A 26,387-nucleotide genomic window follows, 5' to 3' on the forward strand; every position below is an offset into this window, starting at 1 on the left:
AGACTTTATTCTTTTGAAGCTTTTATAATTTCGAATTGCTCATCAGTCATATGATAATCATCAAAAAATGCAACACCACTTGCGCCATTATCTTTAGCGTATTGAATGGCATCTTTTAAATCTTCATTACTTAATTTTGGTGTATATAAACCTGTGTGTAATTCGGTTGATTTTCCTTGTAAATCTTCTACACCTTGTTTTGTAGCATAACCAATCCAATCTAATTCTTCGTTGTAGAAGTTGTAATAAATCATTGGTAAAACCATATCTATATTCCATTTATCCCAACGCTGACGCACCATATGATCTGCCATTTCTGGATAAGGAAATACTGCGGCACTTAATTTCTTATCGTGTTTATGCACAATGTCATAAGCTTCATTTACTAACGAACGAATTTCGTTTAAACGGAAGTTTTTCCACTCGATATCGATAGCTGGGTTTTCCATTTTACGAGGGTCTTTATGATGTAAAGCCATAAACTTATTTACACTAGCATCAGAATAATCGAAATCGTAATCAGGTAATTCTTCTTCTTGTTTTAAATCGTATTTTGGTAATAAACCAATTGGTAAATATACATCTGGATAACGTATATAATCTAAATGTACACTAGCAACACCTTCTACTTTTGCTAAACCTTCAACAAGACTTAAAATGTGCTTTCTGGCTTCTGGGTGACTTGGTGATAACCATTGGTAATACCCAACGTATGGTCGTTCTTCCTTTTTAAAACAAGATTTACCACTGCGGCTTACCATGTACCAATCTGGATGTTGTTGCGCTATAGAATCGCCAGGTCTGTTTGTTGTAAACATCCACGCATGTACTTCTAATCCTGCTGCTGTTGCTAAAGGCGTTAAACGTTTTAATAAACCTGGATCTGCTCCTGTGTTTAATAAAACAGCATCAATACCTTTACTTTTTAATTTATTGAAGTGTGCCGTGTAGGCTGAATCTGATTTTTTATGACCAACCGACATCCAGTTCCAATACTTAAAAGTTTTAGTAGTTTCTTCTGTAGTTGTTGTAGCAACAGGTTCTTCTGAAGCGGTTTCTTTAGTAGCTTGATTGCATGATACTATTGAAAGTACCAATCCAAAAAGTGCTATTTTAAGTTTCATAAGGTTAATTTTATTATTTGGTTATAAATTTTCCGTTTTGATTTACTATTAAAGTTTTTCCTGAAAAAGGGCTAACAATTGAAAGGTTAAAACCTGTACTATGATTCTCTAATTTTGGAACCACCGCCTTATCATCAATTTTTATGCCTTTTTGAGTTAAACTATCAATAGATTTAAAATATTCGTTGTTTTTTTTAAAATGTGCGATTTGCTTTCTGTACATGCTATATAATTCCCACTTAATTTTTTCATCTGAAGTTATATTGAAAGCATCTTTTGCTCCCGCTTCTTTTGATGAAAAATATACATAACCCCATTTTTCTGGTTCGTGCATGTTAACTACACCCATTGGCGACCAAACCCAATTGTACTCGTGTAACAACTTCCCTTTGTCATCACGTTTTCTTTCGTACTTACCATCTTTAATTTGGTAATCCCAATTAACTCTTGAGAAGTTAACTCGCCAAAATGAATCTGTTGGAACGTTTTTATGGAAATAGCCTTTTTTATAAGCCTTCCAAGGAATAGCAAGTTCTAATACCCAACCTTCATCGGTATCTTTAGGATTGTTTAGTGTTCCGTTAACTTTAACAGCCGATTTTAAACCAGTGATATTCCAATCGTTTAAAACCACATTATTTTTTCTGTAAGGTTGACTAACAAATAAATCCCAGGCTGTGTTTAATGCGTTAATCTCTAATTCGTAATAATTATGAGTATCGCCATCTGGATCTATAAACACCTCAAAATCATTATTATGAAAAATTATAGTATCTCTTTTGGTTAACGTTGCCCATACATGAGGTTCTTCGAGCTGTGCTAAAATATAATAGTACTTATCGTCCCACAACATTTTAACTTTTGTTTTATATTTTGGCTGTTTAACACCTTCAATATCTATAAAAGTATCGCTCCAGTCTACCTTACTCCAAGCAGCATCATTAGCTTCACCATCAATTTGTATTGGTGCGCTCGTTTTATAAGCAATATAACTTTTTGGTGCCTTGTTTTCTTTACTTTGCGAACAACCTAAAGCAGACACTACACCAAGAATTAAAACGAATATGTGCTTTTTTAACTTCATTTAATATTGTTTTTTTGAGATACTGAAACAAATTCAGCACCTAAAGGCTATTGTTTTTTGTAAAGGCAACCACCTCGCTTAGTTTACCGAATGCCATGGCTACCACAGTATCTGCAGCTCCGTAATAAACCGCTAACTTATCTTCTTTTTCATCATGCAATGCTGCACAAGGAAAAACAACATTAGGTACATCGCCATTTTGCTCGTAATTTACTGCCGGACCTAATAAATAAGGTTGCGTTCTGTATTTTACTTTATCGGGTTCATTTTCATCTAAAAGTGCTGCTCCCATGGCGTATCTAAATCCGTTGCAGGTATTTATTACTCCATGATATAACATTAACCAACCTTCATTTGTTAAAATAGGAATAGGTCCTGCCCCTATTTTTGTGCATTGCCAAGCACTATCTTCAAAATTAGCCGCTTTCATTACACAACGGTGTTCTCCCCAATATTTCATATCTGGGCTGTAGCTAATGTAAATATCGCCAAAAGGTGTATGTCCGTTATCACTTGGTCGACTTAACATAGCGTATTTTCCATTTATTTTTTTTGGAAACAACACACCATTTCTGTTAAATGGTAAAAATGCATTTTCGCATTGGAAAAACTTTTTAAAATCGAAAGTATAACCAATACCAATCGTTGGTCCATGATAACCGTTACACCAAGTTATCCAATATCTATCTTCGATAAACACAACACGTGGGTCGTATTTATAGGCAGACTCAATCATTTCTGTATTTCCTTCTTGAAATACGATAGGTTCGTGCTCTATATCCCAATTGATACCATCTTTACTAAAGCCTGCAAAAATATTCATTTGCACCGCTTTATTATCACATCTAAAAACACCTGCAAAACCATCTTCAAAAGGCACTACGGCACTATTAAAAACACTGTTTGATGTTGGTATAGCATACCTATCTATTATAGGGTTTTCGCTATAACGCCACATAACATCGTTACAATTTTCTGGCTTATCCTGCCAAGGCATTTTACTCATAATCTGTATATTATTAATCTTTATATTGTTTTACTTTATCTAACCAAGTGAATTTTAAAATAACTGTTGTTATTATAAATACTATAAAGGCCATCCACATTTTTGGATAATCTCTTATCATGAAATAAATGGGTAACAAAATCATACTCGATTGCCACACGATTCCTACTACACAATTTAACATATCGCTTAAAAAACTTGTGTTTTTCTCGAATGTTTCGTCTTCACTTTTTAATGCTTTAAAAACAGGCCCCCAGAAACCCCAAGGTTTTACGTTTTTGTAAAACGATTTTAAGGTTTGCATATTTGTTGCCGGTGTTAATAAGGTTCCTAAAAACGAACCTAACAAAGACACTACAAAAATAATAGGAAACATGTAAATTGCAGGTATTTGTGCTAATTCAAACAACCATGTTCCTTCTGTGAAATTAGCTTTATTTTGGTCTAACAAAAACTGCAAAGTTGCAATAAATAAGCCTGAGGTCATTCCCCAAAAATATCCCCAACCATTAAAACGCCACCAAATCCACTTTAAAAAGTTTGCGGCTACATAACCTCCATATAAGGCACTTGTAATCCATAGCGTAATAGAGTTAATAGAATCTGCAAAAAAGCCCATTATAACACCCAAGGTTACTACTGCAAAAGATGCTATGTGACTTGCTTTTATATAATGTTTACTAGATGCGGTTGCATTGTAGTATTTTTTGTAAATATCATTTACAATATATGCCGGACTTGAATTAACAAAAGCTGAAAATGTAGACATAAAGGCCGCTAATAAGCCTGCTAAAAGTAGTCCTTTAATACCTACAGGAATATGATTATTGATAACTTTAGGCAAAATAACTTCAAGCTCGCTTAAGTTTGCACCGCCATTTGCTATCATATCTGGAGCACAATAAACTAGAGCCAAAACTACTACGCCACCAATTAATAAATAACGTGGAATAAATAGAATAATATTAGTAAAACCACTCATGTAAGCCGCTTCTTTTACCGTTCTTGTAGATAAAATACGCTGCATGTCGTATCCTGGTGTTGGTCCTGCAATACTAGCAAAAAAACCTTTAAATAAAGACATCCCTATAAAAGCACCGAACATTTTATAGCCTTGTGTATCTATTAAACTATTAAAAGCTTCATATTTACCAGACCAAGAACCTTCGAGCTCTGAGCCAAACATTATATTACTCCACTCGGGTGAAATAACATTATATATTTGAACATCGGTTACCGTAACAAAAGCATAAATAGCTATTAAAATACCGGCTAACACCATGATTCCGTACTGTAACACTTCGGTAGCTACAACAGAAAACATACCACCTTTAATGGTATAAATTGTTGTTAATAAAATAATTATTAAGGCATAAGATTGATCGGAAGTTAGTAATACACTTTCATTTAAAACTAAGCTTACATCCCAAGGTAAAATAACGGTCATGAATTTACCAACGCCTTCAAAGAAATATGCTATAAAACCAATAGAAGCAACAACTGCAAATACAGCAACAATTAAATGTGAAGCTCTCCCTGCTTTATCGTCTCCAAAACGTGTTAAAATCCATTCGGAACCTGTCATTATATTCGATCGACGAATCCATGCCGCGAGGAAAATCATCACAAAAATTTGATTCCAAATAGGCCACATCCACATAAACATGAAACTTTTGGCTCCATATAAAAACAGAATACCAACCATCCAAGCTGTTCCAGATACATCGAACATACCAGAACCATTACTTAAACCTAAGTAATACCATTTTATACTTTTACCACCGAGAAAATAATGATCTAACCCTTGAGACGCTTTTTTAGACACCCAAATACCAACTCCTAGAGTAAGCAGAATGTATAACGCAATAATAATAACATCAACTATATCCATTATTCTTGAGTGTTTTTAGTTAAACCCCAAGATTTATTAGGTTGATTTCCCATAACGAATTTTAACTCGCCACCATTTAAAATGGTTTCATGAGAAACAGATGTTGTATTGAAATCTTTACCGTTTAAAGTTGCTGATTGTATGTAGATATTATCGGCAGAAACATTTTCTGCTACAATAGTAAACACTTTTCCATTTGGAAGCTGCATGGTTGTTTTATCGAAAATTGGGCTACCAATTTCGTAAACCGTTGAAGCTGGATTTAAAGGATATAATCCTATAGAACTCATTACAAACCAAGCGCTCATTTGCCCGCAATCTTCATTTCCACTTAATCCGTTTGGTGTTGTGTTGTATTGTGTATCTAAAATTTCACGAACCCAATATTGTGTGCGCCAAGGTTTCTCGGCATGATTAAACATGTATGCAATATGATGACTAGGTTCGTTACCGTGTGCATATTGCCCGATTAAACCAGAAATATCTGCAGACACATTACTACCCGTTATTTCTGAGCTTTCTGTAAATAACTGTTCTAATTTAGCGGTGAACTTTTCATTACCGCCGTGCATTTCTGCTAAATCTTCAACAGCATGTGGCACAAACCAACTGTGCTGCCATGCGTTACCTTCGGTATAATCTGTATGTTCTCTGTGGTTAGAATATTTAGGGTCGAATGGTTCATTCCAAGATTTACCATCTTCAAATTTACCGCGCATAAACCCTGTTTTTGTATCAAATAAATACTTATAAGCTTCAGATCGTTTTAAAAACAACTCATAATCTTCAGTTTTACCTAAAGCTTTTGCCATTTGCGCTACACACCAATCGTTATAAGCATACTCTAAAGTAATGGTTACAGATTCATCTAATAAATTATAAGGAATGTAGCCGTAATTTTTATAAAACTCCAATCCGCGCTCGTCTTGCATCATGGTAGTTTTCATTGCATTGTAAGCTTCTTCAGCACTAAAACCTTTAATTCCTTTTAAATAAGCTTCAACTATTACAGGTATTGAGTGATAGCCAGTCATAGTATTTGTTTCGTTTCCGTAAAGGGTCCAAACTGGCAAAATATTTTTATCCTTGTAATACTCCAACATGGTATTAACCATATCTGACACCTTATTTGGCGCCAAGAATGTAAGCAAGGGATGCTCTGCCCTAAACGTATCCCACAGTGAGAGTGTGGAATACGCTGTGTAGTTAGAGGCAGATACCAAGCTATCTGTTTGTTTTCTAAACTGTCCGTTTTTATCACTAAATGTAACTGGCGCTAATTGCGCATGATACATAGCGGTATAAAACATTGTTTTTAACGAGTCGATTTTTGTTTCAACTTTTATTTTTCCTAAGACGCTGTTCCATGTTTTATTGGCTTCAGTTTTAACTGAATCAAAATCGAAGTTAACTTCTCCTAAATTTTCTATAGCATTAGCCACACTAACCGAAGACAACGCAACCTTGATATATAATTTATTACCTGTGGTTTCATCAAAAAACAACTGAGCTACGCTTTTTTTAGCGTTCGAAATACTATCTACTTTTATCTTATCGGCGGTTAGATCATATTTCATAATTGGCTTAGAAAACTTTGCCACAAAAAACACTTTTTGATTTTTTGCCCAACCTGTACTATATCTATATCCGCTAACTGTAAAATCATCTTCAACTTGTATTCCACTTGACGTGGCTTTATCCCAGTTTATAGCAAAACCTAAGTCTAGCACCACAGATTGAATGTCGTTTGGTTTATAAGTATATTTATGGGTAGCCGAACGCAAACCTGCGGTTAATTCTACATTTACATTATGATCTTTTAAAAACAATTGATAATATCCAGGTTCTGAAGTCTCATTATCATGACTATAAGTAGATTTATAAGTTATAGAGTCGCGACCTTTTGGCATTACAGTTAAATCGACCGCTTTGTTTACCGGAATTATTAATACATCGGCTAAATCGCCAATACCAGTCCCACTTAAGGCTAAATGACTAAAACCAACAACTAAAGAATCTGAATAATGATACCCTGAACACCAATCCCAACTACTTACTCCATTTACAGGAGTAACCTGCAACATTCCAAAAGGCACTGTAGCACCAGGGTAAGTATGCCCGTGTCCTCCAGTCCCTATAAATGCGTTAACATGTTTTGTTAAAAAAATTGAGTTATTGTTAGTTTTACTTATATTTTTGTCGCAACTAACAAACAATAACAATATAAATAGGTGTAAAAAGTGTTTCATTTAGCCGTTTTATTTGAGATTTTATAAATTTTAATAATTTTAACGTTTATTAAAAGTTATTTAGACGGATAACACTTCAACTTAGTTAAACACCAAAAAAAAAACATTACTAATAATTCTAAAAAAATAAAATTATAAAAAGTGATATAGCTTAAATGTACTATTTAAATAGCATTAAAATCTATTTGTTTTGAAGTGCATATTAATAAAAATACGCCCCCGATATACTATTGGACAAGCCCCTAATAGAATTTAAGATAAAAGAATAAAATTATACATGTTAAAATAGACATTAATCTAACTTTAAAAAGTATTATATTTTTCATCATATGCAATGTTTTTACCCAAACCTATAACAAAAAAATTAATTCTATTTTTTTATGCTATCCTCTAAGAATTTACAATTCTCTCTCATCTTTTGTAAAATATCTATATAATTGGCATTATCTTTAAAATTTTTTAATTGATTCTCATCTTGTTGTAAATCATGTAAATATTCATAGGATGGGTTTTGTTCATAATAATTTACATACACATACCTTTGTCCGTGAATCCCAACATATTTTGGTAGTTTATCATACTCCATTCTATGTTCTATAAGAAAACTATGTCGCCAAGCTTCAACTTCTTCATTATTTAAAATTGGCATTAAGCTTTTTCCCTGATGATGTTTAGGTTTTGCAACTCCTGCTATATCAAGAATAGTTGCCGAAATATCAAGATTAAGAGCTAATTTATCAGATTTTTTCCCAGAATTCTTAGTTGGCTTTCTGGGGTCATAAATTATTAAAGGAACCCTTAACGATTCCTCATAATGTGTCCACTTACCTGCAAAACCTCTATTTCCCATATAATAACCATTATCAGCAGAATAAATAATTATGGTATTTTTATCTAAGCCTTTTTCCTTTAATACTTTGAGCACTCTATTCATTACATTATCGTACCCACTAATCATACGGAAATAAGCTCTCATATTGATTTGGTACTTTTCTTCTGTGTCCCATCTCCAGAAATAACGTTCTCTATTTAATGAGTTTTTTAGAAAATCAGGATGATTCTCATATATCTCAGAACTAGATAATGCTGGTTTTGGCATTTCTATATTTTCATACATATTAGCAACTGCTTTGGGGTAAGGGTAATGCCCGTCATTTCCTGGAGTTAAATTAGCATCTACAGCATGTACAGCATTAAAACTTATAGAAAGACAAAATGGATTTTTAGAAGTTTGATTTTTAATAAATTCTACAGCTTGATCTCCTCGAATTTCGGCAGAATGCCTCATGCTACCATCAGCTTGCTTTTCAAAATAGGGAGCATTTTTACGAGAAGGCTTAAAATAATCAAACATTTGTTTAACCATGCTATCTCGTGCTTCAATATTCACTCCAAACTTCCCAGTAAAACCAGTAATATATCCGGATTTTTTTAGTAGATAAGGATATGAATTACTGATAAACTCTTTTTTAAGAGGTTTTTTTCCAAAAGTATAATTGTGTTTAGACTCATATAACCCCGTAAGTATAGAAGCTCTACTAGCCGCACAAATTGGTGTTGTTACAAATGCATTTGTAAATACTGTTCCGTTTTTAGCAAGCTTATCAACTGTTGGTGTTTTCACAATGGGATGCCCCTCAAATGAAAAAACATCGTTTCGCTGATCATCAACTAGGATAAATAAGATATTTGGCCTTTCTTCTTTATATATGATATCATTATTTTTACAACGACTGAATAATATAACAATTAATAAAGAAATAAATAGCTTTAATATGTTTTTCATGTTATTTTTTACGACTTTATAAAATTTATTTTGATTACTTTTTAATTTTGATTTTTAAGAATATTCCTAGTCTATGACTATCTTAAATCCACACACTCTTTCCCTAAATTCACCATTTAAAAGGCACAGTTCCTGTTGAATCAACTGTATGCCCCCACTTCTCTATATACGCTTTACCTGGTAAAAATTCATCGTCTAAACGATTGAGTTCTTCTTCAAGCAATATTTCTAATTCTTTAGAAACCACTTTATAATCTGGATTTTCTATAAGATTATTTAACTGATAGGGATCTTTAACATTATCAAAAAGTAACCATTCACCATCTAAATCTCTAGCATACGTGTGTGTTTTTGTTATAATACCTCTAAATTCTTTTCCACCTATTTTTCTTTTCCATTGGCCAAATGGCTGAATACATGCTACAAGAGAAGCTTTTCTATCATCCTGTTTTTTTCCAAGAATGATATCTGTAATATTCTCACCATCTAAATTTTTGGGAATCTTAATACCCGACATTCCCAACATAGTAGGTAATATATCTAACGTGTTTAATAAGAAATCACTTTTCTTTCCTTCTTTTCCAAGTAATGCTGGATATTTTACAATAAAAGGCACTTTAGCCGATTCTTCATATATTTTTTGTTTTTTCATTTCACCATGACTGTTAATCATATCTCCGTGATCTGAAGTAAAAACAAAAATGGTATTGTCTTCAATATTATTTCGTTTTACAGCATCTTGTAATTCTTTTATGTAACTATCTAAAGCAGAACAATGAGCATAATACCCTTTTAATATTTTTTTTGTTCTTTCAACTAATTTTTCTGGAACATTTGGTCTTAATTGTATATCCACATTTTTGTATAAATCTTGAAATTCTTTAGGAGCAGTTTGATAGGGAGCATGAGGTGGTCCCCAAGATAATACTAAAGAAAACGGCTTTTCACTTTTTGCTTGTTCCTCTATATAGGCAACAGCATCTTTGGTTTGAGCTTTGGCATCATAACCTTTCCATTGTTTTAATTTGTCATCATTTCCCCAATAATTTGAATTGTTATAACTATGAGAGCAATTTAGTGTTTTCCAATAATCAAATCCTTGTCGTCTTTCCTTAGGTATGTATGCAGAACGCTCATTACCATCAAGATGCCATTTACCAATATAAGCAGTGTTGTATCCTTCTTCTTTTAAAATTTTTCCGAAACTATTGTTATCTGGACCTAGCCTAACATCGTTAAGAAACACTCCAGTTTTCAACACATATTGCCCTGTTAACATCATAGCTCTATAGGGTGTACATACGGGACTAGTTGAAACGGCATTAGTAAAATATACACCTTCCGAAGCAAGTTTATCTAAATTCGGAGTTTTAACATCTAAATTACCAGCATACCCCAGTGATTGGGCTCGCCATTGGTCTGCAAACACATATATAATATTAGGCTTCTTTATTTCGTTCTGGTTAACTTTTTCTATTTTCTTATTGCAAGAAATAATAAATAAGCACAAGAATAGTAAATAAGTAATATTTTTCATTTATTTATAATTATGAAAGTATTTTAATAAATATGAATTTTTAAGCACTACTAAACCCATAAAAAGAGTTATCATTAGTTTACTTATATTTTTGCCAAAAGCAACAAATAATAAGAGCACTATAACAACTCGTAAATTTTTATAAATTTAGTTATTAATAAAAGTAATTTAGACGGATAACACTTCAACTTAGTTAAACACCAAAAAAATTGCAGACAAACTTTCTTTACAATGAAATTTAATACTAAGCACTTTTATCGCGTATCATTAAAACATCATGTTCTTTTTTGGTTGATTTATTTTACTCTAAACACTCTAAGATGGGGCAGCTATTTTAGTGACATTAAGGAATTTCCTTATTTATATTCCTTAACAACCAACTTAATAGGATTTCCTATTCACATGATTTTATGCTATTTAAACATTTATGTTTTAATGCCAAAGTTTGCCTTTAAGAAGAAATACACTCGCTATATTTTTTTAATTCTTTCTACCATTTTTACAATGGTATTTATTAAATTTAATTTAACCTATTACCTAGTTAGCACAAATGTTTGGCCAGAAGGACCAGAACCCATAAGCTTAATGACCATTGACTATACAATTGATATGATGTTTGGTGAATTATACGTAATTACATTTGTAACCGCTATTAAAATAACTTTAGATTTTTTAGAAGAGCACAAAAGAGTAGCTGATTTAGAGAAGGCTCAATTAGAAACAGAATTACTTTTCTTAAAAACTCAAATATCACCACATTTCTTTTTTAACACACTTAACAATATCTACTCTTTGGCAGTTGAAAACTCAAAAAAAACTCCAAAAATCATTTTAAAATTATCTGAACTTATGCGCTACCTTTTATATGACACGGGAAGCAAAAGACAATCTTTAGAAAATGAAATACTTTGCATTCAAAACTATATTGATTTAGAACGGATAAGACATAATGATGAGCTAGAAGTAAACATGTCAATTTCAGGTGATATACAAGACAAAAAAATTGCCCCCATATTATTACTAACTTTTATAGAAAATGCTTTTAAACATGGTGCTAAAAAAAATATTGGAAACGTTAAAATTAATATTGACTTAACAATTAAAAAAGATTTTCTTTACTTTACAATCTCAAACCCAATACCATTAAAAACCGTTCACGAAGAACGATTTAATCGCTCCAGCGGAATTGGTCTTGAAAATGTAAAAAAAAGGCTTGCTTTGGGCTATAATAAAAGTGATTATAAGTTAGTAATTAAAAACGAAAACGACCAGTTTGTCGTTAACCTTAAAATTAAAGTATCGTAACACTTTAAAATAATATCCCTAAACTAAAATAAATTTGTTCCTAAGAAATGAAAACTAAATGCTTGATAATTGATGATGAACCATTAGCGATAAACGTAATTAAAAACTATCTAGACCAAATTGAGAATTTCGAGGTAACTAAAACTTTTACAAATGCCATTAATTGTTTAAACTTTTTAAAAGACGAAACGGTCGATGTTATTTTTGTGGATATTAATATGCCTGTGCTCGATGGCCTTAACTTAATTAAAAGCTTAGAAAACCCACCGTTAATTATTGTGACAACTGCATACGAAGAATTCGCCTTAGAAACCTACGAACTCGATGTGCTAGACTATTTGGTTAAGCCAATAGAATTCCCAAGGTTTATGAAATCGCTTAATAAAGTAAATCGCAGACTAGAAAACAATACCCCAGTAAGTGATACTCAAAATAACAGGCCTTCTTACCTTTTTGTTAAAATAGACAAAAAGAAAATGAAAAAAATATATCTAGATGAAATTTTAACTATTGAATCTTTAAAGGACTACTTAAAAATAAACACAACCACAGGTAAATACATTATTCACAGCACACTATCTGACTTCACTGATTTATTACCCTCTAGAGATTTTATTAGAATACACCGCAGTTACACCATTGCTATAAACAAAATAGATGCCGTAGAAGGCAACAGTGTAGAAATAGAAGGACTTCGCTATACCATTGGCAGATCTTACCTTGAAGAGGTAAAGCAAAAAATATTAAACTCATCTCTGTAGTTCTTTAATTATCCCACATTTAATAAAAGCTTAACAAAACACTTGTAATAATAAGCTTTACTCTAATATAAGCGTAAATTTATTAAGGTTTATTTAACATTAATACAATTATTTGTCGAAGCCCAATAGTTGTTGGTCGAATTTTTTAAATACAGCCGTTAATAAATATTTAAGTTTAAACGATTGTTTTAATTTCTATTACTGTTAATTTTAACAAAAAAAATTAAAACTTATCAACTAAACTTTAGGCTATCTATAAACCTTTTTAATTAAACAAGAAAACCCTAACAATAATTAATTTATGCTTTATGACTCTAAAACTACTCTCAAAACCCTTAAAAACATTTTCAATTTAAATTTCTAAAAAACTAATTAACTAATTGTCTAACAATAATCAAAACAAGCTTATGAAAGTCAAATTAACCACTAGTTCTTCCTCACAAAGGAAAAAACTATTAATTACTATTTTTAATTCATTTGTTATCTTTTGTTTTTTAGGCGCGCATGCAACATATGCAAGAAGCGTTAACAAAACTGTTATAATTACACAACAAACTCAAATAAGTGGTGTAATTTATGATAACAATGAAATGCCATTAGCCGGAGCTACAGTTTTAGAAAAAGGAACCTCAAATGGTGTTCAAACCGATTTTGACGGTAAGTTTTCTTTAAACTTAAGTAGTTCTAATGCTACTCTTGTTATTTCTTATATTGGTTTTGTAACCAAAGAAATAGCTGTAAATAACCAATCAACTATGTCGATAACTTTAGATGAGGACATTTCTCAACTGGATGAAGTTGTGGTTGTTGGTTACGGTACTCAAAAGAAAGTTAACTTAACAGCATCGGTTTCTCAAATAGGAGAAGAAATATTTGAAAACAGACCTGTTGCTAATACAGCAAGATCACTACAAGGTGCGGTATCCAATTTACAAATAACCACCAATACTGATGGTGGTAGACCTGGATCATCACCTAGTATTAACATTCGTGGTTTTATAACAAGTGTAGGATCTGGTGATGGATCTATTCAAAACGCTGGTCCGTTAGTGTTAGTTGATGGTATAGAAATGGGCTTAGATCAAATTAATCCTGATGATATAGAAAGTGTATCTGTCCTTAAAGATGCAGCAGCTGCTTCTATTTATGGATCTCGTGCCGCTGCTGGTGCCATCATTGTTATTACTAAAAGTGGTAAAAGTTCCAATGGTAAAATGAAGGTTAATTATTCAAACAATTTTTCATTTTCTAGTCCTACCATTTGGCCTGAATCTGTTGATGCTTTAACATTTGCTTACGTTATGAACGAAGCAAGAGCTAATATTAATGCTAGTCCTTATTGGGATGAAGATGCCCTTGAACGCATTAGGCAAAACATGGCAAATCCAGGAAGTGCTCCAACCATGTTCGATGCCAATAACGATGGTAGATATGAAGTATCATCGCTTGGTCTTGGAACAACAGGGTCTACAGATTGGAAAGACTTTCTCTTTAAAGATTTTGCAGAGAGTCAAAGACATAATTTAAGTTTTACTGGAGGAGATAAAAAACTGAATTATTATATCTCTACAGGTTTATATAACGAATCTGGTTTATTGGCTGTTGGAGACGAATCCTTCAAAAGGCTAACTGTTGATGCTAAAATTGGTGGAAAAGCTAATGATTGGTTAAGTTTTGAACTTTTGACAAAATTTCTAAAAAGTGAAGATGACTTCCCATGGGACGCAAGAAGTTCAGGTAGTTCAGGTACTTCTCGTGTATTCGACTTATTATCGAAGTTAAAACCTACATTACCTACAGTAGATCCCAATGGAAATCCTCTAATACAGGCACAATACCCATATTGGGCTAATGAGCGAGAAGAGAACGAAAACAATCAAATTGCATTTCTCCCAAGAGTTATAATTGAACCTGCAAAAGACTGGATCATTAATCTACAGTATAACTACAGAAGGAATAACAATAAGCAAGTATATAGAGCTGCTACTACAACATATTTAGATGCATTTGAAGAAACAGTTTTTTACAAATCACAAGAACAAACATCGTATGCGCCTCAATTGATTACCAATGAATATTTTTCTCCTAATTTATTCACAACCTATACCAAATCAATAGGTGGCCATAATTTTAAGGCACTTGTTGGCTATCAAAATGAATTGTATGAATATTATGCTCTAAATGGGGGTGTTAGTTATTTAATTACCGATAATGTTACCTCTATAAATACTTCTCTAGATGACACCCCATCTGTTGGGGAAAATATTTTTCATTGGAGTACAGAAAGTGTCTTTAGTAGATTTAATTATAACTATAAAGAAAAATATTTATTTGAATTTAGTTACCGTAGAGATGGATCTTCAAGGTTTAAACCAGGTGATCAATGGGCAGGATTTCCATCTTATTCTGTTGGTTATAATGTGGCAAAAGAAAACTTTTGGCCAATTAAAGATATTAGCACCTTTAAACCTCGTGGATCTTATGGTACTTTAGGAAACCAAAATGTTCCTAATTACAACTATATTTCAGCTATAAGTATTAATTCTCCTGGCACCCAGTACCTATTCGATGGCAATAGAGCACTTTTTTCTTCTACACCTGGTTTATCAAGTGAAAATCTAACTTGGGAAACAGTTCAAACTACAGATATTGGTATAGACATTAATGCTTTTAATAATAAATTAATCATCGCTTTTGATTGGTATAGAACCGACATAGAAGGTATGGCTGGCCCAGGACAAGATTTGCCTACCGTACTCGGTACAACTTCACCACTTACAAATATTGGCACATCTCGAGTTCAAGGTTGGGAATTTGAAGGAACATGGAGACAGAATATAGGTGATGATTTTAGCTATAACATTAGAGCGGTGCTGTCAGACTATAAAAGATCTATTGTTAGCTATCCTAACGAAGCTAATTTATTATCCGATTATTATGCAGGACAGGATTTAGGAGAAATATGGGGTTTACAATGGGACGGATGGTTTCAAACACAAGAAGAAGTGGATAACCGTATTGACCAATCGTTTGTAGCTGGAAATTTCACTATTGGTGATACTAAATATAAAGATATAAATGGTGATGATGTCATTGATAGGGGGACAAATACTTTAGGGGATTCTGGTGATTTTACAGTTATCGGAAATACCACACCTAGATATCAATACTCTGCAACCATTGGTTTTAACTATAAAAATCTAGATTTTAATATGTTTATACAAGGAGTTGGAAAACGTGATATTTTGGTATCAAACCACCAACGATTTAGAGGACCTGCACAAGGACCACTACATGCCATGGTTTTTGAAGAGCATTTAGATTATTATAGGCCAGAAGACACAACTAATCCGCTAGGTCCTAATACCGATGCTTATTTTCCTAAACCATATGCAGCGAACCCTGGCAACAATAACAGAAATTACCGCTACAATGTAGATCGTTATATACAAAATGGTGCTTATACTAGGATAAAAAACATTCAAGTTGGTTATACCATTCCTAAAAAAATAACAGACAAATACAGTATTGATAAAATAAGATTGTTCGTTACAGGTGAAAATCTTTTTACCTCAAGCAACAACATGTTTTACGATCCTGAAACAGTACCTTCTGGTTTTGGAAGCGCACAGTCCTATCCTTTATCTAAAGTATTTTCTACTGGAGTAAATGTCTCATTCTAAAAAAAAAAACAGAATTATGAAAAATATAATTAAAATAATAATCCTTGGCATTGCAATTTCGCTGTCATCTTGTGAAGACGATTTTTTAGTCAGAACACCTTTAGATGATATAACAACAGAAAATTTCTACAAAACAGCACAGGATTTAGAAACAGCGGTAAACGCTTTTTATCAAGATTTACCTGGCTGGGCAGGTGTAGGTAATGGTTATTCACAAATGCCTGATAGTAATACCGACATGATAACTGGAGAAACTCCAAGTTCTGGATTTCTTGGCAACTATTCCATTCCAACATCTAGCTCAGGTGCAAACTGGGGCTGGTGGGACGAAGTTAGAGAAGTTAATTTTTATTTAGACCGTGTTGATCAAGCTGAAGGTAATGAAACCGACATAAACCATTTTATTGGGGAGGGTTATTTCTTCCGAGCATACCACTATTTTAACTTTTTATCTAAATATGGAGCTGTACCTATTATTGATAAATATATAACAGATAAAGATACTGAGTATCTTTTTAAAGGAAGAGACCCAAGAAACGAAGTAGCCAATTTCATAATTTCAGACTTAGATACTGCCATTAGTTTACTAAAGTCATTTCCAGATATTTCATCAACACCTCGTATAAGTAAAGAAGCCGCTCAATTATTTAAAGCAAGAGTTGCACTTTATGAAGGTACTTGGGAAAAGTATCACAATGGTACTGATTTCGGTGTTGCAGGTTCAGATGGCACAGAATTTTTAGAAATAGCAGCAGATGCAGCTGAAGATGTTATTGATAGCGAAGTGTTTTCTTTACATGACGATTATGGCTCTCTATTTAACCAAATCGGCTTAAAAGGAAACAGCGAAATGATACTTTGGAGGGATTACGATTATGTTACTTTAGAAATCGGTAATGATCTTCAAGTATCTTGGCCTAACAGAAGTTCATATACACGTTTTGCTATCCGTAGTTATTTATGCACTGATGGAAAACCTATTTCAGTAAGCTCAGACTATGTAGGTGATCAAGACTTATCGACAATAGAAACGAATAGAGACCCAAGATTAGCCGCTACATTAATGGTACCTGGTGACTTGGTAAGAAAAGATACTGATGGTACCGAAACCTACTTTACAGCTCCAGTAATAACAGGTAATAATGCTGCTAATGGGGGTTATGAATCACAAAAGTATAGAGATCCCAACATCGAGGCAACAACAGGTCAAGTCACTAGAAGTACATCAAAAATACTAATGAGATATGCTGAGGTTCTATTAATATATGCTGAAGCTAAAGCAGAATTAGGAACTATTACTCAAACCGATTTAGATAAGTCTATAAATAAATTAAGGCTAAGACCTAGTGTTAATATGCCTATTATTACACTAGGAAATATAACAGCAGACCCTGACTGGCCAAACTACGGTTATTCTCTTACAGATATTTTATATGAAATACGAAGAGAACGATCAGTTGAGTTAATGGCTGAAGGTTTTAGGTTAGATGACTTGTACCGTTGGAGAGCTCATTCGTTATTTGATGGAGACACGCCAAGGGGTGCTTATTTCGATGATGGAATTGTTAATTCTAACACGAATGCATCAGAGGTATTACTAGACAGTGAAGGTTACCTGACACCTTTTGCTGGTGATGGAAATTATAATTTTGATGAAAGTAAGGCTTATTTAAGCCCAATACCTGCTGACGAACTAATTCTTAACCCTAATTTATTACCACAAAATCCAGGTTGGTAATCAACTTTAATTCTTAAATTTAAAAATCTCGTTATATTTCGATAACGAGATTTTTTTTGCTCAATAATTAAAATTTAATAGTGTTACTCTAAATATTAAATCAACCCATAGTATGGTTTTTAATAATACCATCTTACAAAAGCTTCCATAGCAGCATATCGCGATAATCCTAACTCATCGTATAATTCGGCTGTTTCTCTATTACGGTCTTCTGCTCGTTGCCAAAACTCGCGGCTATCGGTACCTTGAAAAACAACACCATCCTTTTGCGATTGATGTTTAAAAATACCCTTTCTTTTTTCTATGACTTGGTCTGGTCCCATAGGTATAGCCATTTCAATTTCGTCTACACCCCACTCTTGCCATGCACCACGGTAAAGCCATACCCAACAATCTTTCATAAATTGTTTTGGTTTTAATTGCTTTACTGCTGCAAATATGGCATCTAAACATACTTTATGTGTACCATGAGGATCTCTTAAATCGCCCGCTGCATAAATTTGATGCGGCTTTATTTTTTCAATTAATTCGGCGGTGATATGAATATCTATATCTGACAACGGCTTTTTCTTCACAGTTCCGGTTTCATAAAAAGGCAATTCCATATAATGAATTTGCTCGTCTGGAATACCCACATAATAACAGGTGGCATACGCTTCCCCTTTTCTAATAAGTCCTTTTATGTACCTTACTTCCGGAATATCTATTTCGCTAGCCTTTTTGTTTTTTAAAAATGTTGAAGCTTTTTGAAATATAGCTTCGGCCGCTTTATTTTCTATTCCAAACTTTTTATTGTAATCGCACACAAACCCAGCAAATCTCAACGCTTCGTCATCGGCCACAGCTATGTTTCCAGAAGTTTGATAACCTACATGTACTTCATGACCTTGTTCTACCAAACGCTTAAAGGTTCCACCCATACTAATAATATCATCATCTGGATGCGGACTAAAAATTAGCACGCGCTTTTTGGCAGGTTCTGCACGTTCTGGACGCTTACTGTCATCGGCATTCGGTTTTCCTCCAGGCCATCCGGTAATGGTGTTTTGTAGTTGATTAAATATTTTTATGTTAATATCGTATGCTGGCCCAGAATCGGTGAGTAAATCACTCATACCGTTTTCTATATAGTCGGCATCGGTTAGCATTAAAATAGGTTTCTTTAGGTTTAAGGCTAATCCTAAAACAGCCTTTCTAATGAGTTTATCTGTCCAAGTTACTTTTTCTACAAGCCATGGAGTGTTAATTCTTGTAAGCTTTGAGGCAGCGGCTTGGTCTAACACAAAGGTGGCGTTATTATGTTCTTGCAAATAAGATGCAGGGACCTGGTTGGTTACCGTGCCTTCTACGGCTTCTTTAATGATATTAGACTTTCCTTCGCCCCAAGCCATAAGTATCACTCGTTTGGCTTCCATAATCTTTTTTACGCCTAGTGTAATGGCTGTTCTTGGCGTTTTTACTAAACCTCCAAAATCGCCACTCGCAGCTACTCTCGTTATATGATCTAAAGCAACCAATCTGGTTTTTGAGTTTTTTAAGGAACCCGATTCGTTAAAACCAATATGCCCATTACCGCCTATTCCTAATATTTGTATATCGATACCGCCTAAACTTTCTATTTTAGCTTCATACTCTCGACAATATTTTGAAATAGCTTCTTTAGATAATGTGCCATCTGGAATATGACAATTTTCTGGCAATATATCTACATGATTAAACAGTAGCTCTTTCATGAAGAAGACATAACTATTAATAGAATCTGGCTCCATAGGATAGTATTCATCTAAATTAAATGACACTACATTTTTAAAGCTTAAACCTTCTTCTTTGTGCAGTCTTACTAATTCGGCATAAAGTCCTTTAGGCGTCGAACCCGTTGCTAATCCTAAAATACAGAATTCGTTTTTGGCTTGCTTCGCCTTAATTAAATCGGCTATTTCCTTTGCTACTGCTTTTGATGCTTCGGTTGAGTTTTCGAAAACAATAGTCCCTATGTTTTCAAATCTTTTTTCAAAACCGGTGGCTTTGTCTATATTACTTTTTAACATGGTGCTTTTAATTTCTATTTTTTGGTTTATTGTTATTTTTTTAATAGCAGAGCTTCTCTTAAAACACTAACTGGGTGCTTTGCGTGTTTGTATGTTCCATCTTTTATTTGATGTCTGCAACTCGTTCCTGAAGCAACAATTACTACCTCATCCTTTGCATTTCGTATTTTAGGAAAGAGAGTGTCTTCGCCTACTTTCATACTAAGTTTATAATGTTCTTTTTCGTAACCAAAAGATCCTGCCATACCACAACATCCTGAGTTTATAATAGTTGCTTTATAATTTTTTGGAATGGTTAACATTTTAAACGACGATTCCATATTGCTTATAGATTTTTGCTGACAATGCCCATGAATTTTTAAAGTTTTGGCTTCTGCTGTAAAACTTTTGGGATTAATATTATTCCTTTCAAATTCTTGCTTTATAAACTCTTCAATAGTCCATGTGTTTTTTGCTATGGCATTTGCGGCTTCTTTGTTGTCTGCCAATCTTGGATATTCATCTCTAAATGTTAAAATAGCCGAAGGCTCTAAACCCACCAACGGTGTTTCTTTTGAAATTTTATCTTTAAAAAAATGAATATTAAAATTTGCTATTTTTTTGGCTTTATCTAAAATGCCTTTCGATATAAAACCTCGACCGCTTTCTTGATGTTTCGTAATATTAACTTTATATCCTAACTCGGTTAAAAGTTCTATACAGTCTATCCCTATATGTACATCGTAATAATTAATAAATTCGTCTACAAACAAATAAATTTCTCTTTGTGATTTAGGCTTAGCAATAAGTCGATCTTTGTTTTTTGCATACCATTTAAGAAAGGTTTTATCTACCAATTCTGGAATATTTCTTTCTGAAGCAACGCCTAGTATTTTTTTAGACATTTTAGTATTTATAATCCAATTAGAAACAGAAGGCATTAGGCTTCCTAGTTTGTTTAACTTTACGTTATTGGCAAACACTCTTGTTCTAAACGGAACGGCATTCGCTTTGTAATATTGATATAAAAATTCTGCTTTTAAAGTAGCTACATCCACATTACTTGGACACTCACTAGCACATGCTTTGCAACTTAAACACAAATCGAAAACATCATACAATTCTTTGTGATTAAATTTATTGTCTTTTTCAGAATGCGTTAAAAACTCACGTAAAGCATTAGCCCGCGCTCTGGTGGTATCCTTTTCGTTACGAGTAGCTCTAAAACTTGGACACATAGTTCCTCCCGCACTAGGCAACTTTCGGCAATCGCCAGAACCGTTACATTTTTCGGTTGCTCGAAGAATTCCTAAACTATCTGAAAAATCTTGAATGGTATTAACATTGGGCTCTTTTCTATCAACTTCATATCTCAAACTTTTATCCATAGGAAAGGCATCAACTATTTTTCCTTGGTTAAAAATATTTTTAGGATCGAATGTATTTTTAATTCGTTTTATTAGTGCGTAATTTTTTTCACCAATCATTAAAGGAATAAACTCTGCTCGTACAATGCCATCGCCGTGTTCTCCACTAAAAGAACCACCGTATTTTTTAACTAATTGGGCCGTTTTAGTCGTTATTTCTCTAAACAACACAACATCCTGTTGCTTTTTTAAATTTAAAATGGGGCGTAAATGAAGTTCTCCTGCCCCAGCATGTGCATAATAAACCGCTTCTTGCCCAAAATCTTTCATCATTTTAGAAAATTCTGAAATGTAATTTGGTAAATCCTTTACATCGACTGCGGTATCCTCAATACAGGCAACCGCCTTGTTATCGCCTATTATATTTCCTAATAAACCTAAGCCAGCTTTTCTTAATTCTATGGCTTGATTTATTTGAGTTCCTACAAGTTTTGGGAAGGCATATCCCAATTTATTAGCTACTAAATCTTCAATTAAACGGTTTGCTAATACTTCTGAATTTTCTAAAGTATCTGTACAAATTTCGAGCATTAATATGGCCTTCGGGTCTCCTTCTACAAAAAACCTGTTTTTTAATTGCTCTCTGTTGTTTTTGGTGCAATCTAAAATGGTTTTATCCATTAATTCACACGTATATAAATCGTGTTGCATTGCCACAACTACGGCTTTCATACTTTCTTCTATACTATTAAAATGGGCAGCTACCAAAATGTTTTTTTGCGGTGGCAACTCATCTAATTGCAAGGTAATTTCTGTTGTAAAGGCTAATGTACCTTCGCTACCAGTTAATAGTTTAGCTAAATTTATTTTCTTGCCTAACCCTCCAAATTCTTTAAACTTTAATAATTCATCAATAGGATAACCATTATTTCGACGGTGTATATTTTTTTTAGGGAATCGCTTTTTTATTTCGGTTTGAGTTTCTTTATTAGAAAGCTCGTTAAAAATGGTATTGTAGATTTTATTTTCTAAAAAGTTCCCTTTTCTTTTTTTATGAAATTCGTTTATACTTATATCTTTAAAAACCACTTCTAAACCATCGCTTAAAATGGTTTTAAGTGTAATGACCTTATCTCGGGTAACTCCATATTTTATTGAAGTTGTACCCGATGAATTATTACCAACCATACCGCCAATGGTACATCTATTACTCGTAGAAGTATTTGGCGCAAAAAAAAGCCCATGAGGTTTTAAAAAGTTATTTAATTCGTCACGAATTACGCCTGGTTGAACTGTTACTGTTTTTAACTTTTCATCGAAATTTAAAATTGCATTAAAATGCTTTGAAACATCAACCACCAAGCCATCACCTACACATTGTCCTGCCAAAGAAGTTCCCGCTGCTCTTGGTATGAGTGTAATATTTTTTTGTGAAGCAAAACGAATTATTTTTTTTAAATCTTTACTATGTTTAGGATAAACAACGCCTAAAGGTATTTTTCTATAAACAGAAGCATCAGTTGCATAAATACTTTTATGTAAGTTATCTTGAAAGAGATCACCTTCTAAAACATTAGATAATTCGTTTAATGCTTGACTTAAAGTAGTATTCATTTATTTTAGACAGTTTTAAACAATCTTTTTAATTCGATTTTAAAATTTTAAACGATTCTTTTTGACCTAGTTCATTTTCAACCTTTAAAAAATAAATTCCATTTTCTAGGTCAACCAGATTAATGTTTTGGTTCCTTGGACTTATATCCTTTATTAATTGTCCTGTAATACCATACAACTCTATTTTACTTAGTTTAGAATTGTTTAAACTTGAAATAGTTGCTACATCTTTAACAGGGTTTGGATAGACTTCAATTAGGTTTTCTGCAACCTCGTTTAAACCTGCAGTTGTTCCAAATTTCGTATTTATAAGTTCCCATAGTTCCGGACGCCCACCATCATAATTTAATGCCCACATGCCAACGCCACCGAGGTTGTTTTCTATAGCCAAATCAAACTTTTTTGATATACCTAATTCATTATCTGCCCAAACTTGATTCCAGTTAGTGCCATTATTCCAAACATACCAAGAGGTTTGAAAATCTGAATTCCAATTAAAACCGCCATAAGAATCGGCTTCTGCTGCTGTATCTCTATATCGTGTTGAACCCACAGAAGAAATTGTTGTAGATTCTGCAAGGTTTGTTTCTGTTTTCCAATGCCTTCCGTAATAAGGCACTGCTAAAATTAACTTTTCTGGATTATTGGTGGTAGGCACCGCATAAGTACCAGTTTCAATGGTTCTGGTAACCGACCTTTTCCAAGATGTGTGATGCGTTAAAGGCGCAACAGCTCCGGTGTACCCATCGTTAGCACCAATATAATCGTACGCCATAACAATTAAATAATCCACACTGTTTACTAAATCATCTATTATCCAACCGCCCCAATTAACAGCAGGACCATCGAAAGACACTTCTTTACCAGGTAATTCGGTATGAATATAATTCGTTAAATTAGCCATAAAGGTATTTAATTCTGCGCCTCTGTGAGCGCTTGTCATACCTTCAAAATCTATATTAACACCATCTAAACTATAGGTTTCAATTAAATTTTTAACGTTCTCAAAAAATGTCGTTTGTTTAGATGAATTTGTAAATAATTCCCAGGCAACGGCATCTGCCCCGTCTAAACCACCAAAGTTTACCACCGTCATAATTACTTTTGTTCCTGCGCTATGAGCCGCATTTATTTCGCTAGTCCATGGCCAACCTGCTGGCGTTGTTATTGAAGCATCTAACTGAACCAAAAAATCGAAACAAGCCAAATGCGACAATAAGTTGTATTGTATATTACTGTGTGCATTACTACTTTGCTCCCAATATGGTAAAAAGCCAAATACTGTTTTATTTAATGTATTTGTTTGAGTGTTTTGTAATGAAATGATTTTATCATCATTCGTTTTTTTGTGTTCCGATAAGTTTATTTGTTTACCAAATATTTCCTTTTGTAATTGATGAGCTCCTTTGGTTACCACTTCTTGAGAAAACATGGTATTAACGAAAAGACCAGCTGTTACTAGTAATAATTTACATTTTAAGTGTTTTTTCATGACTGCTTAATTTTAATGATTATAGACCATAATTAAAATGATACTTATTATTTATTGAAGCAGGTAGTTGTCCTATGGCTTGTTTTTTACCTAAAACAATTTGGGCTGATATTTTTTGGGCTATTTCTGTATTTTCGAATGAAATTATAAGACCTTCAATATTTTTGAACGCTACATTATTTACAGCATACTGACTGGCAAATACATTTAAAATTACTTTTGATTTGTTGGCAATAGTTTCGATAAACGCTTTTTCTTGTGCTGAAATATTTTTAGTAGACCTACTATTTAATCTGTGATAACTAATAATTACTTTATCATACTTTTTTATTTGTTGTAACACTTTCTCCTTCGAAATTCCTGTTAGGTTTTTAACCTTAATTTCCGATTGCAATTCTGTTATAAAAGAGGTATCGGTGCCGTTACCCAATTTTAAATAAGCTATTTTTTCTTCATTTTGATTTGAAACAGGTAAAACAGCATCAGCGTTTTTTAACATTGTAATGGCTTTACTAAGAGCTTCTTCATTTAAAAGAAGGTTAGCATCACTGTTTAAGTCTGCTATTAATTCTTCTGAATTTATTGGTGTAAACTGATGTAAATTAGCTTCGTATTTAGCTTTAAGAATCTTTTTAACCGAATACGCTAGGCGTTCTTCAGATATTTCATTTTTATTATAAGCCTCTACTATTTTTAATATGGCCATTTGCGCATTTTCTGTAAACAATAAAACATCGTTACCTGCTTTAAAAGCTGCCAAATCTATATCTCCAGGTTCTTTATAATTCGCAGCGCCTTTCATATTTAAAGCATCTGTAAAAATTAACCCATTAAAATTGATTTGTTTTTTTAAAATATCGGTGACTATGGAATAAGATAATGAAGAAGGCAACTGATTAACAGGCTCTAAACTTGGCACATTTAAATGCGCTACCATAACTCCGGCAATGTCTTTTTTAAATAGTTTTTTAAAAGGATATAATTCTACCGAATCAATACGTTGCTTACTAAACGACACCGTTGGCAAGGTTTTATGAGAATCTTGACTCGTATCGCCATGTCCCGGAAAGTGTTTTGCACAAGCCATAACGCCCTCTCTTTGCATGCCTTGAGTAAAGGCAATTGCTTTGTTTGCTACGTTAAATTTATCTTCACCAAACGACCTTACACCTATTATTGGATTTTTAGGATTTGTATTTATATCTACAACTGGTGCAAAATTTACATGAATTCCTAAACGCTTACAATGTTTACCTATTTGGCTACCTATTTTATAAATTAAACTATCATTCTTTATGGCTCCAAGTGTCATGTTATAAGGAAATCTGGCAGTACTATCTAATCTCATATTCAAGCCCCATTCGCCATCGATACCAATTAACAAAGGCACTTTAGAAACCGATTGATATGTGTTAGTTAATTCTGCTTGACGCAAAGGACCTCCTTGAAAAAATATTAGGCCTCCAATCCCTTCATTTTTAATTAAACTTTGAATAGAATCGGTATGTTTTTTATCTCGATTTGAGTAAGCAGCTACCATAAATAGTTGCCCTACTTTTTCTTTTAGAGTCATACTGTTGTAAACACTATCTACCCAAACCATTTTACCATCATAAATGCTAGTACTTTCTGTTTGTTTTGGTTTTTTACAACTGACTACTATAAAAATTAAAGCGAGTACACCTACTGTTAAAATTTTATTCATTACTTAGTTAATTTAGTT

Annotated in this window: 15 protein-coding genes; 4 read left to right on the forward strand and 11 right to left on the reverse strand. The window is 33.2% G+C overall.

The window, feature by feature from the left end; genetic code table 11:
* Positions 1–5 precede the first annotated feature (5 nt).
* From PW52_RS12195 to PW52_RS12225, 7 genes are all read right to left on the reverse strand, one after another.
* Positions 6–1,124 carry a family 10 glycosylhydrolase gene (locus tag PW52_RS12195; RefSeq protein ID WP_044633225.1) on the reverse strand — a complete coding sequence of 373 codons (1,119 nt, stop codon included), beginning with the start codon at positions 1,122–1,124 and terminating at the stop codon, positions 6–8.
* 13 nt (positions 1,125–1,137) lie between these two features.
* Positions 1,138–2,208 carry a carbohydrate-binding family 9-like protein gene (locus tag PW52_RS12200; RefSeq protein ID WP_044633226.1) on the reverse strand — a complete coding sequence of 357 codons (1,071 nt, stop codon included), beginning with the start codon at positions 2,206–2,208 and terminating at the stop codon, positions 1,138–1,140.
* Between the two features lie 40 nt (positions 2,209–2,248).
* Positions 2,249–3,214 (reverse strand): glycoside hydrolase family 130 protein, encoded by a 966-nt coding sequence (locus PW52_RS12205; protein ID WP_044633227.1) that lies wholly within the window; start codon positions 3,212–3,214, stop codon positions 2,249–2,251.
* A gap of 13 nt (positions 3,215–3,227) precedes the next feature.
* The gene (locus PW52_RS12210) at positions 3,228–5,105 is read right to left on the reverse strand and encodes a sodium:solute symporter family protein (RefSeq protein ID WP_044633228.1); all 1,878 of its coding nucleotides are present in this window, start codon (positions 5,103–5,105) and stop codon (positions 3,228–3,230) included.
* Positions 5,105–7,354: a GH92 family glycosyl hydrolase gene (locus PW52_RS12215; protein WP_044633229.1), complete on the reverse strand. Its 2,250-nt coding sequence runs from the start codon at positions 7,352–7,354 to the stop codon at positions 5,105–5,107. The genes PW52_RS12210 and PW52_RS12215 overlap by 1 nt, the downstream gene beginning before the upstream one ends.
* 370 nt (positions 7,355–7,724) lie before the next feature.
* Positions 7,725–9,140: a sulfatase family protein gene (locus PW52_RS12220; RefSeq protein ID WP_044633230.1), complete on the reverse strand. Its 1,416-nt coding sequence runs from the start codon at positions 9,138–9,140 to the stop codon at positions 7,725–7,727.
* 109 nt (positions 9,141–9,249) lie between these two features.
* Positions 9,250–10,677, reverse strand: a complete 1,428-nt coding sequence (locus PW52_RS12225) for a sulfatase family protein (protein WP_044633231.1) — start codon at positions 10,675–10,677, stop codon at positions 9,250–9,252.
* Between the two features lie 504 nt (positions 10,678–11,181).
* On the opposite strand from PW52_RS12225, the gene PW52_RS12230 reads away from it, so the two are divergent.
* The 4 genes from PW52_RS12230 (at position 11,182) to PW52_RS12245 (ending at position 18,164) form a co-directional block, all read left to right on the forward strand.
* Positions 11,182–11,982, forward strand: coding sequence for a sensor histidine kinase (locus PW52_RS12230; RefSeq protein ID WP_316930144.1), 801 nt, complete (start codon positions 11,182–11,184; stop codon positions 11,980–11,982).
* A gap of 47 nt (positions 11,983–12,029) precedes the next feature.
* Positions 12,030–12,743, forward strand: a complete 714-nt coding sequence (locus PW52_RS12235; RefSeq protein ID WP_044633233.1) for a LytR/AlgR family response regulator transcription factor — start codon at positions 12,030–12,032, stop codon at positions 12,741–12,743.
* 407 nt (positions 12,744–13,150) lie between these two features.
* On the forward strand, positions 13,151–16,426 hold the full coding sequence (locus tag PW52_RS12240; protein WP_131454001.1) for a SusC/RagA family TonB-linked outer membrane protein: 3,276 nt from the start codon (positions 13,151–13,153) through the stop codon (positions 16,424–16,426).
* Positions 16,427–16,442: 16 nt separating this feature from the next.
* Positions 16,443–18,164 carry a RagB/SusD family nutrient uptake outer membrane protein gene (locus PW52_RS12245; RefSeq protein ID WP_165586775.1) on the forward strand — a complete coding sequence of 574 codons (1,722 nt, stop codon included), beginning with the start codon at positions 16,443–16,445 and terminating at the stop codon, positions 18,162–18,164.
* Positions 18,165–18,283: 119 nt separating this feature from the next.
* Here PW52_RS12245 and nagB read toward each other — a convergent pair whose 3' ends face one another.
* From nagB to PW52_RS12265, 4 genes are read right to left on the reverse strand one after another with little or no spacing between them, the layout of a single operon-like run.
* Entirely contained in the window at positions 18,284–20,212 is a 1,929-nt protein-coding gene (nagB, locus tag PW52_RS12250; RefSeq protein WP_044633235.1) for a glucosamine-6-phosphate deaminase, read from the reverse strand.
* Between the two features lie 32 nt (positions 20,213–20,244).
* Positions 20,245–23,172: an FAD-binding and (Fe-S)-binding domain-containing protein gene (locus PW52_RS12255; protein ID WP_044633236.1), complete on the reverse strand. Its 2,928-nt coding sequence runs from the start codon at positions 23,170–23,172 to the stop codon at positions 20,245–20,247.
* 28 nt (positions 23,173–23,200) lie between these two features.
* A complete protein-coding gene (locus PW52_RS12260; RefSeq protein ID WP_044633237.1) occupies positions 23,201–24,664 on the reverse strand; it encodes a glycosyl hydrolase family 18 protein in 1,464 nt (487 codons plus the stop codon).
* 19 nt (positions 24,665–24,683) lie between these two features.
* Positions 24,684–26,369, reverse strand: a complete 1,686-nt coding sequence (locus tag PW52_RS12265; RefSeq protein ID WP_044633272.1) for a glycoside hydrolase family 3 protein — start codon at positions 26,367–26,369, stop codon at positions 24,684–24,686.
* Between the last annotated feature and the right edge of the window lie 18 nt (positions 26,370–26,387).

It is taken from the genome of Neotamlana sedimentorum, assembly GCF_000943565.1.
Classification (GTDB): domain Bacteria; phylum Bacteroidota; class Bacteroidia; order Flavobacteriales; family Flavobacteriaceae; genus Neotamlana; species Neotamlana sedimentorum.

What these genes read in the sequence shown, in the direction of transcription:
- PW52_RS12200 (WP_044633226.1), bottom strand. Translation starts at nt 2,208, where the DNA reads ATGAAGTTAAAAAAGCACATATTCGTTTTAATTCTTGGTGTAGTGTCT.
- PW52_RS12210 (WP_044633228.1), bottom strand. Translation starts at nt 5,105, where the DNA reads ATGGATATAGTTGATGTTATTATTATTGCGTTATACATTCTGCTTACT.
- PW52_RS12260 (WP_044633237.1), bottom strand. Translation starts at nt 24,664, where the DNA reads ATGAAAAAACACTTAAAATGTAAATTATTACTAGTAACAGCTGGTCTT.
- PW52_RS12240 (WP_131454001.1), top strand. Translation starts at nt 13,151, where the DNA reads ATGAAAGTCAAATTAACCACTAGTTCTTCCTCACAAAGGAAAAAACTA.
- PW52_RS12205 (WP_044633227.1), bottom strand. Translation starts at nt 3,214, where the DNA reads ATGAGTAAAATGCCTTGGCAGGATAAGCCAGAAAATTGTAACGATGTT.
- PW52_RS12245 (WP_165586775.1), top strand. Translation starts at nt 16,443, where the DNA reads ATGAAAAATATAATTAAAATAATAATCCTTGGCATTGCAATTTCGCTG.
- PW52_RS12265 (WP_044633272.1), bottom strand. Translation starts at nt 26,369, where the DNA reads ATGAATAAAATTTTAACAGTAGGTGTACTCGCTTTAATTTTTATAGTA.
- PW52_RS12215 (WP_044633229.1), bottom strand. Translation starts at nt 7,354, where the DNA reads ATGAAACACTTTTTACACCTATTTATATTGTTATTGTTTGTTAGTTGC.
- PW52_RS12230 (WP_316930144.1), top strand. Translation starts at nt 11,182, where the DNA reads ATGGTATTTATTAAATTTAATTTAACCTATTACCTAGTTAGCACAAAT.
- PW52_RS12235 (WP_044633233.1), top strand. Translation starts at nt 12,030, where the DNA reads ATGAAAACTAAATGCTTGATAATTGATGATGAACCATTAGCGATAAAC.
- nagB (WP_044633235.1), bottom strand. Translation starts at nt 20,212, where the DNA reads ATGTTAAAAAGTAATATAGACAAAGCCACCGGTTTTGAAAAAAGATTT.
- PW52_RS12195 (WP_044633225.1), bottom strand. Translation starts at nt 1,124, where the DNA reads ATGAAACTTAAAATAGCACTTTTTGGATTGGTACTTTCAATAGTATCA.
- PW52_RS12220 (WP_044633230.1), bottom strand. Translation starts at nt 9,140, where the DNA reads ATGAAAAACATATTAAAGCTATTTATTTCTTTATTAATTGTTATATTA.
- PW52_RS12225 (WP_044633231.1), bottom strand. Translation starts at nt 10,677, where the DNA reads ATGAAAAATATTACTTATTTACTATTCTTGTGCTTATTTATTATTTCT.
- PW52_RS12255 (WP_044633236.1), bottom strand. Translation starts at nt 23,172, where the DNA reads ATGAATACTACTTTAAGTCAAGCATTAAACGAATTATCTAATGTTTTA.